Source organism: Gallaecimonas mangrovi (genome assembly GCF_003367375.1).
Taxonomy (GTDB): domain Bacteria; phylum Pseudomonadota; class Gammaproteobacteria; order Enterobacterales; family Gallaecimonadaceae; genus Gallaecimonas; species Gallaecimonas mangrovi.
In genome coordinates, this window is record NZ_CP031416.1 from 732,497 (window position 1) to 747,107 (window position 14,611).

Consider the following 14,611-nt stretch of genomic DNA (forward strand, 5'->3'; position numbering starts at 1 on the left):
TTTGGTTTTATTTATAAGATAATTCTGATGTTTTTTATCCGGCTATTAAGCGCGGATATACCGCCATTTACCGCTGCTTTTCACCTGCATCCACGTCTTTTATCGGCAATATGAAACAGTTTGTCTGCAAAACTGCGCTTGCTAAAAATGTTTGCCAAGGCAAATATTGTCACCGATTTATTTGCCTTGGCAAATATTGCTTTAGCAGATATATCCGCGCGGATCCTAGGGGAATTTATGAAAAAGCCAGCCTACACAGAGGACAATTTTACCACCGGCGACAACCTCGGCTATTTGCTTAAAACCAGCCACAACCTGCTGCACGAGGTTGCCCAAGCGCTGTTAAAAGATGAGGAAATCAGCTTCTTACAGTGGCTAACCTTGTTCAAGCTGCAGGAAAACAGTGCCCGCACCGCCTCAGATTTAGCCAAACAGCTGCGTCACGACAACGGCGCTTTGACGCGCTGCCTCGACAAAGTTGAACAAATGGGGTTTCTCGAACGCCGCCGCTCTGAGCAAGACCGACGGGTGGTAGAACTGCATATCACCGACAAGGGGCGTGCCAAGGTTAAGGCGCTAACGCCGGTAGTGCTGGCCATCTTCAATGAGGTGTTGTCGGATTTCACCGACGACGAATTTCACGAACTTAATCGTCTTCTTAAAAAGCTCAAACTCAGGCTGTCGAGCCTGGGAGGCGAGCAAGGTGTGAGATTGCCATGATTAAACCTTCTCTTGTTGCCCTTGCTGTGAGTGCCTTGTTGGCCGGTTGTGTTACCGCGCCTAAAGACGCCCAAACCATGGTGGCGCCGCTGGATGCTGACCAGTTAGGGCTAAGCACTACTGCCACAATGCCGGCTGCTGCCAGCAACCAGTGGTGGACCGCCTTTTCCGACCCACAGCTTAATGCGCTGGTGCAGCAAGCGATGCTGCACAGCCCCAACCTGGAAAGTGCGTTAGCGAATTTACGCAGTGCCCAGGCGCAAGCCGGTGAAGCGATGTCGGCTACCGGGCCTGACATCAGCCTGTCGGCCAGCGAAACCCGCCAGAAACTGTCTGGCACCTATACCATTCCACCGCCGTACGGCGGCCATACCTACTGGATTGGTTCGGCCACGGTAAACCTGGGCTGGGACCTCGATTTTTGGGGTAAGCAAAAGTCGTTGGTTGAGTCTGCCAATAACCGCGTTCAAGCAGCGGCCCTGGACCACGCGGCGGCGCAGCTGGCGGTATCGGGTAGCGTTACCCGTGCCTACCTGGAGCTTTGCCGCGCTCAAGCGCTGCTAAATATTGCCAAGCAACAACAACAGCAACGCCAGCAGCAATTGGCCATTACCGAGGCCCGCGTAAAAGCCGGGCTCGATACCGAGCTGGCGCTGCGTAATGCCCAAGCGTTATTGCCCCAAGCCAAAGCGGCGGTCATTGCTGCAAAAAATAGTCAGCAACTGGCAGTGCATCAGTTGGCGGCGTTAACCGGCCAAGGGGTGGCTGCTTATAAAAGCCTAGGGAAAACCACCGCCAACCTCAAAGCGGCACTGCCGGTACCAAGCAGTTTGCCCATTGGCCTGCTGGCGCGCCGCCCCGATATTTTGGCAGCCAAAGCGCGGGTAGAAGCCGATAAAGCCGCTGCCAAAGCGGCCCATGCGGCCTTTTACCCTGACATCAGCCTTAGCGCCTTGGTGGGTGTGCAGTCGGTGGAGCTCAGTAAAATGCTCAGCTCCGACAGCCTTACCTATGGTGCCGGGCCAGCCCTTAGCTTGCCGCTATTTGACGCCGGCCGTTTGCGTGCCAACTACCGCGGCAGCATTGCCGCCGAAGATGCCGCCATTGCTGCCTATAACCAGGCGGTATTGACTGCCGTGCAGCAAAGCAGCGACCAACTTTCCAATATCGAAGCCATCAAGGCCCAGCGGCAGCAGTGGCAACAGAGCCTGGTTGCCGCGAAAGCAGCGCTGGATCTGGCTAAACACAACTACCAAGCGGGCATTATTTCCCAGCTGCAAGTATTGGATGTTGAAAACCGCTGGCTCGATGCCGAGCGCAGCATTGCCAACTTCAACGTTGATTTAGCACTGGCCCGTGTCAACCTGCTGCTGGCCATTGGCGGCAGCTTTGACCCTCAATTGTTCCACTCCACTGCAACTTCTGGAGTCTCTTCATGAGCGACAATTCTTCTTCTCAAACTCAAAACCAGCAGCCTGCCAAAGGCACAAGGCGTAAGCGCCTGCTTATATTAGCGGCGGTGGTGGTGATTGTGGGTGCCGGTTATGGCGCCTGGTGGTGGACCTCGGGGCAGTATTACCAAAGCACCGATGACGCCTATGTGGCGGGCGACCATATCGCCGTTGGCCCCGAGGTTAACGGTACTGTGGTGGCTGTTAAGGTCGATGACACCCAAACCGTTAAAGCCGGGCAGGTGCTGGTGCAACTGGACCAGGCCGACGCCAAGTTAGCCCTGGCCAAGGCCGAAGCAAACCTGGCGAGCACGGTGCGCAGCGTGCATGCCCTTTTCAAGCAGTCCGACGGTTTGGCCGCGCAAATCAAGGCCCGTCAGGTTGAACTCAAGCAGGCACAAGCAGACCTTAGCCGCCGTGAAAAAGTGGCGGCCCAGGGCGGTGTGTCCCGCGAAGACTTGCAACATGCCAAAGACAAAGTGGCGCAACTGCAAGCCACCTTGACCGCGACCGAAAAAGACTTAGATACCGTCAAAGTGCGTATCGACAACACCACCGTTGCAAACCACCCCGATGTGCAAGCCGCCGCCGAGCAAGTGCGTGAAGCTGCTCTGGCACTGGCCCGCACCACGGTTAAAGCCCCTGCCGACGGTGTGGTGGTCAACCGGGTGGTGCAAGTGGGTCAGCGGGTTAACCCCGGCCAGGTGTTGATGACAGTGGTGCCGATTAACGATGTGTGGGTCGATGCCAACTTCAAAGAAGTGCAGCTCACCGACGTACGGGTTGGCCAGCCGGTCACCCTAACCGCTGACTTGTACGGCTCGAGTGTTACCTACCACGGCAAAGTGGCGGGCCTTAGCGCCGGTACCGGTAATGCTTTTGCGCTGCTGCCGATACAAAATGCCTCGGGTAACTGGATTAAAATCGTCCAGCGCTTGCCGGTGCGTATCGCCTTGCAGCCAAGTGAGCTAAAAGAGCATCCGCTACGGGTTGGCTTGTCGATGGACGCTGAAATCGACCTCCATGACCAATCCGGCAGTTTGGTGGCAAGCAAGGTGATGATTGGCCCCAAAGCCAAGCCTGAAGATGCCGTTAGCGCCGCGGTGAATCAGCAAATTACCGACATTATTCGCCGCAATATCGGTGCGGTTATGGGGGCCAAGTGAACGCACAAGCAGAGGTTCCTAATCGCGGCTTGCTGTCGGCAGCACTGGCGCTCGGCACCTTTATGCAGGTGCTAGACACCACCATTGCTAACGTTTCTATCCCTACTATTGCTGGCGACTTGGGGGTTTCGGCCGACCAAGGCACCTGGGTTATCACCTCCTTTGCGGTAGCGAACGGCATTTCGGTGCCGTTAACCGGCTGGTTGATGCAGCGCTATGGCGTGGTGAAGGTGTTTGTGCTGTCGGTGCTGCTGTTTACCCTAGCGTCGTTTTTGTGTGGGGTGGCCTGGAGTTTGTCGTCATTGATTTGTTTCCGGGTGCTGCAAGGGGCGGTTTCCGGGCCGATGATCCCCGGCTCCCAGGCGTTGCTGTTGTCGCTGTTTCCGCCCGAGAAAAAAGGCGTGGGGCTGGGTATTTGGTCGATGACCACCCTGGTTGGGCCGGTTTGTGGCCCTATCTTGGGGGGCTATATCTCCGATAACTTCTCCTGGCCATGGATCTTCCTGATGAACGTGCCCATCGGCATTTTGTGTGCCTTGGTGTGCTGGCAGGGGCTTAAACATCGGGAAACCCCGACCCGCAAATTGCCTATCGATGGTATTGGCCTTGGCCTGTTGATCGCCTGGGTCGGTAGCTTGCAGGTGATGCTGGATAAAGGTAAAGACGCCGACTGGTTCGCCTCGCCCTTTATTGTTGGCCTGGCGGTGGTGGCCGTGGTGGGTTTTATTGCCTTTGTTATCTGGGAGCTTGGGGAAAAACACCCCATTATCGACCTCAGCCTCTTTAAAAACCGCAACTTTACCAACGGCACCATTGCCCTTTGTGTGGGCTACGCGCTGTTCTTTGCCACCGTGGTGCTGCAACCGCTGTGGATGCAAAGCTGGGTGGGGTATAACGCCACCTGGGCTGGGTTGGTGGCGGCACCTAGCGGTGTGGTGGCGGTGATTTTAACGCCCTTTATTGCCCGCAATATGGGCAAGTTTGACGCCCGCATCTTTGCAACTTTGGCTTATGTAATTTTTGCGGTGTCCTATTTTATGCGCACCTATTACACCAACGATGCAGACCCTGGCACCTACATTTACCCGATGATGGTGCAAGGGGCGGCGATGTCGATGTTCTTTGTGTCACTGCTCACCATCTTGCTTTACGGTGTGCCAGACGAAAAAGTACCGGCGGCGTCGGGGTTATCAAACTTTGCCCGTATTATCTCTGGCGGTTTTGCTACCTCCATTGTGACTACCCTTTGGGATAGGCGGGCGGCGCTGCACACCAGCCATTTGGCGGACGCTTCCTACAACGGTGCACCGGTGGTTGACCAAGCCGTTGCTAACCTTACCAGCCATGGCCTGGATAAAGCCCAAGCCATGGGTGCTCTAGCCCATCAGCAAGCAGCGCAAGCCTACTTGTTGTCGTTCCAAGACATCTTTTGGGGCTGCTGTTTGTTAAGTGTGGCGGCGGTGGTACTGGTGTGGTTGTCAAAAAGGCCCCATGGCCATGCACCCGCGGTAGCGGCCGATTAAGGCATTAGCCAACAAGTGAAAACGGCACCTTCGGGTGCCGTTTTTTATGCCTGCTGACGCAGCCTTTTCATTTGATACATGTTGCTGTCGGCATGGCGCATCAGGCTTTTTGAGTCTTGGCCATCACCGGGTGCCAGTGCCGAGCCAACACTGGCGGCAATATAAAGCGGCGTATTTTCAATAACGGCAGGGGCTGCCATCTTGGCAAAAAGCTGTTGCAGTAACCTATCAATGTCTTGCTGGCTGAAGTGGCCGGGTAATAGCAGGGTAAATTCATCGCCGCCAACCCGCGCGGCTAACGCATTGGCGGGGAGCTGCTGGCAAAGGCGAGCCGCAACTTCAGTTAACAAGGCGTCGCCGTAATGGTGGCCGTGGCAGTCGTTGATGGCTTTGAAGTTATCTAAATCCAGATACAACAACAGCAATGGCTGGCGCTGTTTTAGTGCTTCACCAAGGCGCTCATAAAAATAGCCACGGTTAGCCAGGCCCGTTAGCACGTCATGGTGCGCCAGGTAGCGAAGATGCTCATCCGCTTGCTTGCGCTCAATGGTGGCGGCAATTTGGCTAGCGAAAAAGTGCAGTTGCTCGCGGGTGATCTCGGCGCAATTTTCCGGGTATTCCAATATCACGGCGCCCAACACTTGCTGAGCGCGCAGCAGCGGCACCGCCAGCCAGTTACTGGGCCCCGCTTGCACCAAACCCTGCCAGGCAACGGTTGGGTGCTGGCGGGCAGATACGCTAATGCCCTGGCCCAAGGCGATTTCCAGGGCGCTGCCGGGGTGGAGCGGACCGTCGCTGTCGGCCGGGCCAGACGGGTGCTGTAATGTTTGGCTTTTCTTGTCAAAAAACAGCACCCGCAACCGTTCTATCCAAGGCAGTGTCAGGGCAGTTTGTTCAATAACCTCACAAAGGTGCGGCAGGTCGGCCTTGGTATGGGCGGTTTGGGTAATGGAATAAAGGGCGCTACGAATATGCTGGGCACATTTGGAGCCGGTTATGTCTCGAGCCACGCCTATACGCAGCTTGTTTTTTTCTTCCCAGCGGGCCGACCACTGAATGTTTACCGGCTGGCCATTTTTATGCAGGTAACGGTTTTCAAAGTCGCTATGGGCGCGGCCACTCATAACCCTTTTTGCCGCTTGTAGGGTGCGCTCAATGTCAGTTGGGTGCATGTAGTGTTCGATACGGGTGCCTATCATTTCCTGCTGGCTATAACCCAGCAAGGTTTCACAAGATTGGCTGATAAACACGATGATGCCGGCTTCATCCACCACAAACACGGTATCCACCAGCTGATTAACCAGATGGGCAAAATCAGTTTCAAAGTGGCTGGACATAAGACGGGTACCTGCAACCAAACAGCATTGTGTTGTTCTTCTTTATTGGCGTGACCAATATATTAGCTGTCAATGTTGTTGTGGGCCACGGCAAACTGGCCCGTCCTCTGCGGGAGGCAGCGTTGGTAAGTCTTTACTGAACACTTTTTTAGGTGGGACGCTAACAGCGAAAAGCGGCACTGCGATTGCAAAAAAGGCACCGCTACTGCGGTGCCTTTTTTGCGGTTAAAGCAGGAACAAACTCAAGATGTATACCAGCACCATGGCGGTAATACCTTGTACCAAGGTGGCCATGGTTTGGGCGCGATAGGCCAGGCCCACTTTCATGCGGCTGAACTGAGAAACCACCCAGAAGAAGCTGTCATTGGCGTGTGACACTGTCATGGCACCGGCGCCAATGGCCATTACGGTCAGGGCGCGGCCCATTTCGCTGTCAAGGCCCAGCTTGGTCATCATCGGGGCAACCAGGGCAGAGGTAGTGACCAGTGCCACGGTAGAAGAGCCTTGTGCGGTCTTTAGGGCCGCCGAGACGATAAACGGCATCCAGATACCAATGCCCAAGGCCGATAAGGTGTCGCCCAGGTAGTCGCCCAAGGGGGATGCTTTCAATACCGCACCGAAAGCGCCGCCAGCACCGGTGATCAGCAATATCGGCGCTGCAGATTTAATACCTGCAGCAATGGCATCGCTAAATTCCTGGGCTTTGTTGTCTGATTTGAGTAGTGGCAATGCCAACACCAAACCAATGATCAAGGCCGGCAGCGGGTCGCCTAAAAAGCTAAATAGCGTCAGTAAGTGGCCACTACCCATGGGGTGGCTGGGGAATTTGGCTACAGAACCTAAGCAAATCAGAATAATAGGAACAAAGATGGGTGAAAATGCCTGCCAGGCGCTAGGCAACTTGCCATAAGAGGCGCGCAGCGCTTCCCAGTCATGGTGTTGTTCGTGATGTTCAGAGCCATCTGGGTCGACGGTTTTAAAGCGGCTCGCCCACAGCAAGCCAGCCAGGGCGGCAACAATGGCCACTACCAAGCCAATACCAATCACCAGCCCAAGGTTCGATTCCAACCCCAAGTTACCGGCAGCAGCAATGGGGCCCGGGGTTGGTGGAACAAAGGTATGGGTGGCATAAAGACCCGTGGCAAGGGCCACACTCATGGACACGCTGGACATTTCCAGGCGTTTTGCCAGGGATTCTTTTAACGAGTTAAGAATGACAAAGCCGGAGTCGCAGAATACCGGAATAGACACCAGGTAGCCGATAAGACTCATGGTTAGGCCCGGAAAGCGTTCGCCCAGCACCTTAATAATGCTGTCGGCCATGGTGATGGCGGCACCGCTTTTTTCCAGAATAACGCCGATAATGGTGCCCAGCACAATTACCAGGCCAATGTAACCAAGAATGCCACCAAAACCACTGGAAACGGTTTTGGCTATGGTTGCCGTGGGCAGGCCATAGGCGAAAGCGGCAATAAAGGCGGCAAGGAGCAGCGCCAAGAAGGGGTGCATTTTCAGCTTGGTGGTGGCGACCACAATAAAGGCAATGATCGCCAGCAAAATTAGAACCAAAGACATGGAGACTCCGTCTTCATTTGTATTGTTATGTGGCCCTGTTAATCAGAGCAATAGGGTACAGCCCGGTTATCAATACCGGATCTTGGCAAGATTACAATGCGACCAAGGTCGGGGAAAGCAATAGGCGGGGGCTTTTTTAATTAAAAAGGGCTATTGGCTCGCTTTTGACAAAAAACGCCAGAAATAGCGCGTTGCTGTATAAATTTTATGCGTTGCTGGTGAATTGTTAGCGCAAGTAGGCATGTTTGTGAAAGTCAATTTACCGCGTTGTATAAGCTGATAATATTTGTCGCCCTAATAGAGAGATACTCCCTCGCTGGTTTATTTCATTATTGCGTTAAACAATTCTCTCCCCCTTAAGAAGGAACTGAAATGGGCTTTTTAAAGCGCCTAACGGCGATATGTTTTGTGGTGGCAGTGGCAATGCCGGCCTTTGGTGCACAAATACGGGTACTGAGCGCCACCGTTGATAATAAACGTATTAACGATGCCCACGTTATTTGGCAGCGAGAAGGGGAAGCTGACCAGCAAACCGCTACCAATGCCAGTGGTAAGGCGCCGCTGAGTACGCTGGCGGATGACAAAAACACCACCCTTACCATAGAAAAGCTCGGTTACGCACGGCTGGTGATGCCTTGCCCTTGTAGCGGCTTAACCTATGCGTTGTCGCCGATCATGAACGATTTAAACCAGGTGCGGGTGGTGCTGACCTGGGCTGGTGAGCCACGGGATCTGGATGCCCATTTGCGTATGTTTGGTGAGCATATTTATTTTGGCCACCGCAAAGATGTATCGGCCCGTTTAGATGTGGACAATTACAACTATTTTGGCCCTGAAACCATTACCTTTAAATCCGGCTTACTTGGTCAACGCTATGTTTATGCAGTCAATGACAAGACCAATTGGCATAAATTAACGTCCTACGCCTTGAGTAATTCCAAGGCCAAAGTGCAGGTTTATGTAGGCCAAACCTTAATTAGAACTTACGAGGTTAAGCCCAATAAAAATGCCCTTAGCTGGGTGGTATTTGCCATTGATGAAGACGGCAATTTTCACGATATAAACCAATATCTATTGCTTAATGGCGAAGATTTATCCAAGCACATGACAAGCCTTGTAGGCAGCGGCTCTTTTAAAAACCAAGAGTTTGCCAGCCCGGCCACCATTAAAAAGGCGAAATGGTTTAATGAACTGGGCGAAGAGCGCTACCACGAATCTCATCCCAAGCACTTAGAGCAAGCGATGTATTTGTTTATCGATGCGGTAAACCTGTACCCGGATTATGGCCAAGCCTACAGCAACCTAGGGCTAACCTATCAGAAGCTGCATCGCACAGCCGAAGCGTTGTGGGCCAACCGCAAAGCCATTGCCTTGGCCCATGGCAAGTCTCGCGCTATCACCCAGGCCAGCAGCTATTACAACATCGCCCGTATTTATGAAGACAAAGGCATGTTGCAACCGGCATTGGAAGCCTACCAAAAAGCCAATACGTTAAGGCCGCGGGCCGCTTATGAAAAGGCCATTAAGCGCCTTAAGGCGCAGCTTGACTAGCATGCTAAAAGCCCGGTTTTGCCGGGCTTTTTTTGGCTCATCACCGCTGGTGGCTTACCCCCAAAGCTGAACCTGCTTTTAATAATTTAATGATAATTATTCGCATTTGTAGGCTGGGTAAGGTATAAAGACAGCAGGAAAAGCAGTTGGCTTTATCTGTGAACCAATGGCTGCGGCTAAGGGGTAGGTGATGGATGAGTGGAAACAGGTGATAAGTGCCGCCAATCAGGCTTTTGGCGTGCGAGATTTTAGCTTGGCCGAACGTCGTTACACCCAGGCATGCCGCTTCTTAGAACAGCACTTGGCAACCGCTAATGCCGATAAAGGCGATCTTATTGCCGCCATGGTGGTGAGCTACGCCAATCTTGCCGAGCTTTACTTTAAACAGCAGCGCTTTGATGTTGGTTTTAGCCAATACATTCAGTTGCACCAGCAACTGCAACAATGTGAGTGTCAGTTCGCCGATTGTTTGCAAACCCAGCTGATGGTGAGTTCGGCCAGAAGGCAAATGGGCACGCAACTGATGCACGCCCTGAAAGAAAATGGCGTGAATTTTCAGGAAGCCTGGAAGGTACTACGAACCCTTTTCCCTAGCAGTTATACCCTGCACTAAAGACCGTCATGACACGACTTTTCGGCCGCTTTATGCGGCCTTTTTTATGTTGTGTGGGTTGTCATGGCCGATATTGGCACTATTACCGTGCAACCTTCATTCAGTATCAACTGCGGTTGCAGCAAACCATCTGATACCGAGCAACCAATTCTCTTTCTAAAAAGGCCACTAAATTCTTCGAGTTTTTACGATAAGAGCTCACGCCGACCGGATGTTTTGCTGCTTAATGTTGCCTGAGAAAAAAGCCGGCATTTGCCGGCTTTTTTACCCCCTACGCGGCGGCCCTGGCATGGGACAGCCTAAGGGTGCTAACGACTGCCGCAAATACCGCAAAGCTACCGGCAATCAATAACGATACATGGGTACCGGCATCGCTGAAGTAGTTAAAAGCGAGTGCCACCAGCGCCGCGCCGGTGGTTTGGCCAACCAATCTGGCGGTGCCCAGCATGCCGCTGGCGCCGCCACTGCGGTGACGGGGAGCAGAGCTGACAATGGTGTGGTTGTTGGGCGACTGAAAAAGCCCGAACCCAGCGCCACAAATCACCATGCGTAAGCAAATATCGAGGTATCCGGGGTGAGCTGGCAGCCAGGCTAATGAAAACAGCCCTGTGGCAAAAAGCGCCATCCCGATACCGCCCAACAGGCCGCCGTGTACTTTTTCGACCAACCGACCGGCGATAGGGGCTAACACCATGGTGGCCAGCGGCCAAGGGGTCAGCAGCAAGCCGGTTTCTATCTCGTTAAGCCCGAGGTTGCGCTGAAAATAAAAGGGTATGGACACCATCGCCAGCATTTGCGCACAAAAGGAGCTAATAGAGGTGCACATTGATAGCGCAAAAATGGGAATTCGCAGCAGATCGACCGGCAGTAGCGGGTAGGGCTGCTGTAGCTGGCGGCGCACAAAAAAGAGCCCAACCACCAGAGTGGCGGCCGCTTCAATGGCCACAAATTTAAGGCTTTGGCCTTGGGCAAAGCCACTTAAAGCCAAAAAGAACAAACCAAATGTCAGGGCGTTCATCAGCGCACTGATTTTGTCAAAGCGCTGCTCTTTAACGCCGTCATTGAAGGGCAAGTACTTGCGGCCAATAACAAGCGCCACCAACCCGATGGGCACATTCACCGCAAACAACCATTGCCATGAGGCTACCGCTAATATCCCGGCGGCCACCGTTGGCCCGGCCGCCGTTGAGACCGCTACAACCAGCGAGTTAATACCCATGCCGCGGCCCAAGTAGCGGCGGGGGTAAATCAGCCGCAGCAGCGCCGTGTTCACGCTCATCAGCGCGGCAGCGCCCAAGCCTTGGGCAACCCGGGCTAAGGTGAGGGTGGTTAACGAGTCTGACATGGCGCACAGACCAGATGTCACCGTAAAGAGGCCCAAGCCCACCAGATAAATGCGCCGGTAACCGATGATGTCGCCAAGGGATGACAGCGACAGCAAGGTCATGGTGATCACCAACTGGTAGGCATTAACTATCCAAATTGATTCGGCAGGTGTGGCACTCAGTTCGTTGCCAATGGTGGGCAATGCCACATTGGCAATGACGCCGTCGAGCACGGCAATGGTGATACCCAGTGCGATGGTTAAAATTGCGCCGACGCGCTGGGGCATGGGCAGGCCGTCGGTTGGCGTCATAGTGTGTTCCGGGTTGAGATGGGAGGTTGTCGCTTTTGGCAACGCCGCATTTTACCTGAATTGGCGAGCGGATTTAACGTATTGAACCACAAATGATTGTTGCAAATTTGCAGCCGCAGGCGAGCAAAATCTGACAGTGGTGTAATACTCAGCTTAACGATAATTAAACGAACGGTGCTTGCTATGAGAGGTGACGTTTTCCTCGTGGGGCCTTGGTTGAGTATCGTCTTGTTGGCTGTATTGGGCGTTGCCAGCAGCAGTGCCTGGGGGGAAGAGGACAACCCGGATAAAGACAGCGACTTACCGGACTGGGCCATCAAGAAAATCGACCCGGTTTACGACTTGGTTTCCGGTTGGGTTGACAGCACCTCCCGCGGTATTGACGGTTTTTTTGGGTCTGACGAGTCGCTGAAAGTCGACAACCACTCTTATCTGCGCCTCAGCCAGGAATACATTCTTCGCCAAAACCTTCCCGACGATGAAGACCTGGCGGTTCGTTATCGCTTGCAACTGCCCACCACCGAAAAACGCCTGAAATTAATTGTCGAAAGTGACCCGGAAGAAACCCAGGGCACCCTGGAACAGCAAGCGGCCAGAGATACCCGCAGTGGCCGCTTTGACGGCGGCCAAGGGGCGGTAATTGGCCTTGAACGGCAGGGGAAAAAAGAAGACAAGCGCCAGGCTTGGGTAAACCGCTTTTCCGGTGGGGTGAAGTTACACCTACCCCCCGACCCTTATGTGCGCTACACCGCCGAACGGCTGTGGCAGCTTGGTAACTCCCCTTGGAGTCTGGAATTTAATGGCCGGCTATCTTGGTTTAACAGCGACGGCTACTCGGCCCGTTCCCTGATGGACATTGGCCGGCCCATTGATGAAAAAAACAACCTGCGGTTTGTCACCCAGTTTCAGTGGCAAGAAGACTACGACAAGCTGGAGTTTTACCAGCGGGCGGAGTGGAGCCAAATTATCAATAGCCGTTCTGCCATTCGTTATTCCGGTGTGCTGGTAGGGCAGAGCGCCCATAACCCAAGAATTGATGACTACTACGTCGAGGCGGTTTATCGGCGCAATATTCATAAGGGCCTACTGTTTTTGGATGTATCCCCCGGGCTGCACTTTCCCCGTGAAGCCGACTTTGACCCCAGTTTTCAGATCAGTGTGCGCATTGAAATCTTCTTCCGCGGCGACATCGTGAATAAAAACTAGGCAGTTACCCTTAACGTGGCCACGCTGAACATTGCATTACGGCCCTAATTTCGAGAGATTGGGACCTTGATTGATGTAAGGAGTGGTAAATGAAAGCCTTTGTTTACGGGGCTGTTGTCGCTGTTGTGGCGCTGGTGGCGATTTTCGGACACGCCTATTACAAGTCTCACCAAGATGGCGCTGCCGCCAATGCAGGCACCATGACGCAAGATAAAAGTATTCATGAGACAAAACGGCCAGACGATGCTTGGAAAGGCCGGTCGGTTAACCGTGATGGCCGCCCCACCAGTGATGTGCGTGGTTTAAGTGACCAGGCGGCGAAAACCGCGCCTGCAACATCAGCAAAGACCGACAATAACGAAAATGCGGCCGGTGATAACCGTAACGACTTGCCACAGCTTGATAATTTGGTGAGCACCAATAAAGACGGCGACAAGGTTTTTGATACTCGCCCCCTGAAAACCATGTCCCTTGGCCAACTGGAAGACGCCATTGCGGCACTGACCTTTAGCCAAACCAATAAAACGGCGCAGAATAATGAATCGTTACTCAATTCGTTGCTGGCGGATAAAGCCACATCCGAGGGGCTTTTCGCTGAAAACATTGGCTGTTCCGACAAGCTCTGTGGCCTGGTTATCTCCGGTGAAAGCCGCAGTGCAGTTACCAAGGCATTAGACGCGATTTCCGCCTCGGATGCGCTGCAAAAGGTGGTGAAAGGCGGGTTAAAAACCGTGGTAGAAAAAGACGGCCGTTATTTTGGTTCCTTGCTGGGCGTGGAAGTGGCAAAGCCTGCAGACAAGGTGTTAATCAAATAATCATCGCTGCCGGCGCACTCTTGTTAAGGCGTAAAGCCATCTTTACGCCTTGCAAGGCAAAGCGTGATAAGGCTCACTGCGCAGCTAAAGCTGGCCGTTTTTTATCTTTTCTTTTGCGCTCATGATGTTACGCCAGTTCTACTGGCCACTTGTCACCTTGAGGTTGCCAAGTGTTTGGCTGGCGTTACAGAAAATCGCGCATAGTTATGCTTGGCGATTAAATAAACATGGCTTTTGGTGCCGGCTTGGCTCGGGTAAGGTCTTGGCCTTTGTCTGATTTGCCGGAGGCCGCCCCAATGAGCTCAGCCGTTAAAACCCCTGATACCAGCCACTCTATTATTGAAGATGTTGTGGCGATGCTGATTGCAGCCGTCATGATGTCCTTTGGCGTTTTTTTGCTGCGAAATTCCGGCTTGGTCACCGGCGGCACTGCCGGTCTGGCGCTGTTGTTAACCCATTTGTTGCCTTACTCCTTTGGGCAAATTTTCACCGTTATTAACCTGCCATTTTTCTACCTGGCGTGGAAGAAAATGGGTGCCAGTTTCACCATTCGCACCTTTGTCTCCATCGTGGTGGTGTCGGTAGTCACTGACCACTTAAGCGACGTGATTAAAATTGGCTACGTGAACCCGCTTTATGCTGCGGTTATTGGCGGCTGTATGCTGGGTGTGGGATTGCTGATTTTCTTTCGTCATAAGTCCAGCCTCGGCGGTTTTAACATCTTTGTGCTCTACATGCAGGAGCGTTTTAATATTCGCGCCGGTTACCTGCAAATGGGCCTTGATTGCACTATTGTTGTGGCGTCTTTCTTTGTGATTAGCCCTTGGCTGCTGGCTTGTTCGGTGGTGGGTGCTGTGGCAATGAACTTCATCCTGGCCGCCAATCATAAGCCGGGCCGCTACACAGGCTCCTAATAAAAAACGCATTGCTTTAGGCATAAAAAATGCGGCTAGTGCTATGATTTTAAGCAGGTTATACAATAAGCAAGAGGCGGGTTACCGCCTCTTGTCGTGAGTGG

12 protein-coding genes are annotated in these 14,611 nt (G+C 53.2%); 9 read left to right on the forward strand and 3 right to left on the reverse strand.

Annotated features, from left to right (window positions below):
- The first annotated feature begins 237 nt into the window (after positions 1-237).
- The 4 genes from DW350_RS03475 to DW350_RS03490 are packed head-to-tail and all read left to right on the forward strand — an operon-like array spanning position 238 to position 4,860.
- Positions 238-720 (forward strand): MarR family winged helix-turn-helix transcriptional regulator, encoded by a 483-nt coding sequence (locus tag DW350_RS03475; protein WP_115720549.1) that lies wholly within the window; start codon positions 238-240, stop codon positions 718-720.
- Positions 717-2,159, forward strand: a complete 1,443-nt coding sequence (locus DW350_RS03480) for an efflux transporter outer membrane subunit (RefSeq protein ID WP_115717541.1) — start codon at positions 717-719, stop codon at positions 2,157-2,159. The genes DW350_RS03475 and DW350_RS03480 overlap by 4 nt, the downstream gene beginning before the upstream one ends.
- Positions 2,156-3,337 (forward strand): HlyD family secretion protein, encoded by a 1,182-nt coding sequence (locus DW350_RS03485; protein WP_115717542.1) that lies wholly within the window; start codon positions 2,156-2,158, stop codon positions 3,335-3,337. Before DW350_RS03480 ends, DW350_RS03485 begins: the two co-directional genes overlap by 4 nt.
- The gene (locus DW350_RS03490; protein WP_226911378.1) at positions 3,334-4,860 is read left to right on the forward strand and encodes a DHA2 family efflux MFS transporter permease subunit; all 1,527 of its coding nucleotides are present in this window, start codon (positions 3,334-3,336) and stop codon (positions 4,858-4,860) included. Before DW350_RS03485 ends, DW350_RS03490 begins: the two co-directional genes overlap by 4 nt.
- Before the next feature lie 44 nt (positions 4,861-4,904).
- Here DW350_RS03490 and DW350_RS03495 read toward each other — a convergent pair whose 3' ends face one another.
- Entirely contained in the window at positions 4,905-6,197 is a 1,293-nt protein-coding gene (locus DW350_RS03495) for a sensor domain-containing diguanylate cyclase (RefSeq protein WP_115717543.1), read from the reverse strand.
- 225 nt (positions 6,198-6,422) lie between these two features.
- Complete coding sequence (locus DW350_RS03500) at positions 6,423-7,772, reverse strand: GntP family permease (protein ID WP_115717544.1); 1,350 nt, start codon at positions 7,770-7,772, stop codon at positions 6,423-6,425.
- Positions 7,773-8,144: 372 nt separating this feature from the next.
- On the opposite strand from DW350_RS03500, the gene DW350_RS03505 reads away from it, so the two are divergent.
- Both DW350_RS03505 and DW350_RS03510 read left to right on the forward strand, forming a co-directional pair.
- A complete protein-coding gene (locus tag DW350_RS03505; protein ID WP_115717545.1) occupies positions 8,145-9,323 on the forward strand; it encodes a YfaP family protein in 1,179 nt (392 codons plus the stop codon).
- Positions 9,324-9,513: 190 nt separating this feature from the next.
- Positions 9,514-9,936 (forward strand): DUF2753 family protein, encoded by a 423-nt coding sequence (locus DW350_RS03510; protein WP_115717546.1) that lies wholly within the window; start codon positions 9,514-9,516, stop codon positions 9,934-9,936.
- A 271-nt stretch (positions 9,937-10,207) separates the two neighbouring features.
- On the opposite strand, the gene DW350_RS03515 is transcribed toward DW350_RS03510, so the two are convergent.
- Positions 10,208-11,572 (reverse strand): MFS transporter, encoded by a 1,365-nt coding sequence (locus DW350_RS03515; protein ID WP_226911379.1) that lies wholly within the window; start codon positions 11,570-11,572, stop codon positions 10,208-10,210.
- Between the two features lie 183 nt (positions 11,573-11,755).
- On the opposite strand from DW350_RS03515, the gene DW350_RS03520 reads away from it, so the two are divergent.
- From DW350_RS03520 to DW350_RS03530, 3 genes are all read left to right on the forward strand, one after another.
- A complete protein-coding gene (locus DW350_RS03520; protein ID WP_226911380.1) occupies positions 11,756-12,778 on the forward strand; it encodes a hypothetical protein in 1,023 nt (340 codons plus the stop codon).
- Positions 12,779-12,867: 89 nt separating this feature from the next.
- Positions 12,868-13,593 (forward strand): hypothetical protein, encoded by a 726-nt coding sequence (locus DW350_RS03525; protein ID WP_115717547.1) that lies wholly within the window; start codon positions 12,868-12,870, stop codon positions 13,591-13,593.
- A 296-nt stretch (positions 13,594-13,889) separates the two neighbouring features.
- Positions 13,890-14,507, forward strand: coding sequence for a DUF6198 family protein (locus DW350_RS03530; protein ID WP_115720553.1), 618 nt, complete (start codon positions 13,890-13,892; stop codon positions 14,505-14,507).
- Positions 14,508-14,611 lie beyond the last annotated feature (104 nt).

Excerpts from the sequence above, each read along its gene's own strand:
- DW350_RS03530 (WP_115720553.1), top strand. The coding sequence starts at position 13,890 with ATGAGCTCAGCCGTTAAAACCCCTGATACCAGCCACTCTATTATTGAA.
- DW350_RS03475 (WP_115720549.1), top strand. The coding sequence starts at position 238 with ATGAAAAAGCCAGCCTACACAGAGGACAATTTTACCACCGGCGACAAC.
- DW350_RS03520 (WP_226911380.1), top strand. The coding sequence starts at position 11,756 with ATGAGAGGTGACGTTTTCCTCGTGGGGCCTTGGTTGAGTATCGTCTTG.
- DW350_RS03480 (WP_115717541.1), top strand. The coding sequence starts at position 717 with ATGATTAAACCTTCTCTTGTTGCCCTTGCTGTGAGTGCCTTGTTGGCC.
- DW350_RS03510 (WP_115717546.1), top strand. The coding sequence starts at position 9,514 with ATGGATGAGTGGAAACAGGTGATAAGTGCCGCCAATCAGGCTTTTGGC.
- DW350_RS03485 (WP_115717542.1), top strand. The coding sequence starts at position 2,156 with ATGAGCGACAATTCTTCTTCTCAAACTCAAAACCAGCAGCCTGCCAAA.
- DW350_RS03505 (WP_115717545.1), top strand. The coding sequence starts at position 8,145 with ATGGGCTTTTTAAAGCGCCTAACGGCGATATGTTTTGTGGTGGCAGTG.
- DW350_RS03515 (WP_226911379.1), bottom strand. The coding sequence starts at position 11,572 with ATGACGCCAACCGACGGCCTGCCCATGCCCCAGCGCGTCGGCGCAATT.
- DW350_RS03495 (WP_115717543.1), bottom strand. The coding sequence starts at position 6,197 with ATGTCCAGCCACTTTGAAACTGATTTTGCCCATCTGGTTAATCAGCTG.
- DW350_RS03525 (WP_115717547.1), top strand. The coding sequence starts at position 12,868 with ATGAAAGCCTTTGTTTACGGGGCTGTTGTCGCTGTTGTGGCGCTGGTG.
- DW350_RS03500 (WP_115717544.1), bottom strand. The coding sequence starts at position 7,772 with ATGTCTTTGGTTCTAATTTTGCTGGCGATCATTGCCTTTATTGTGGTC.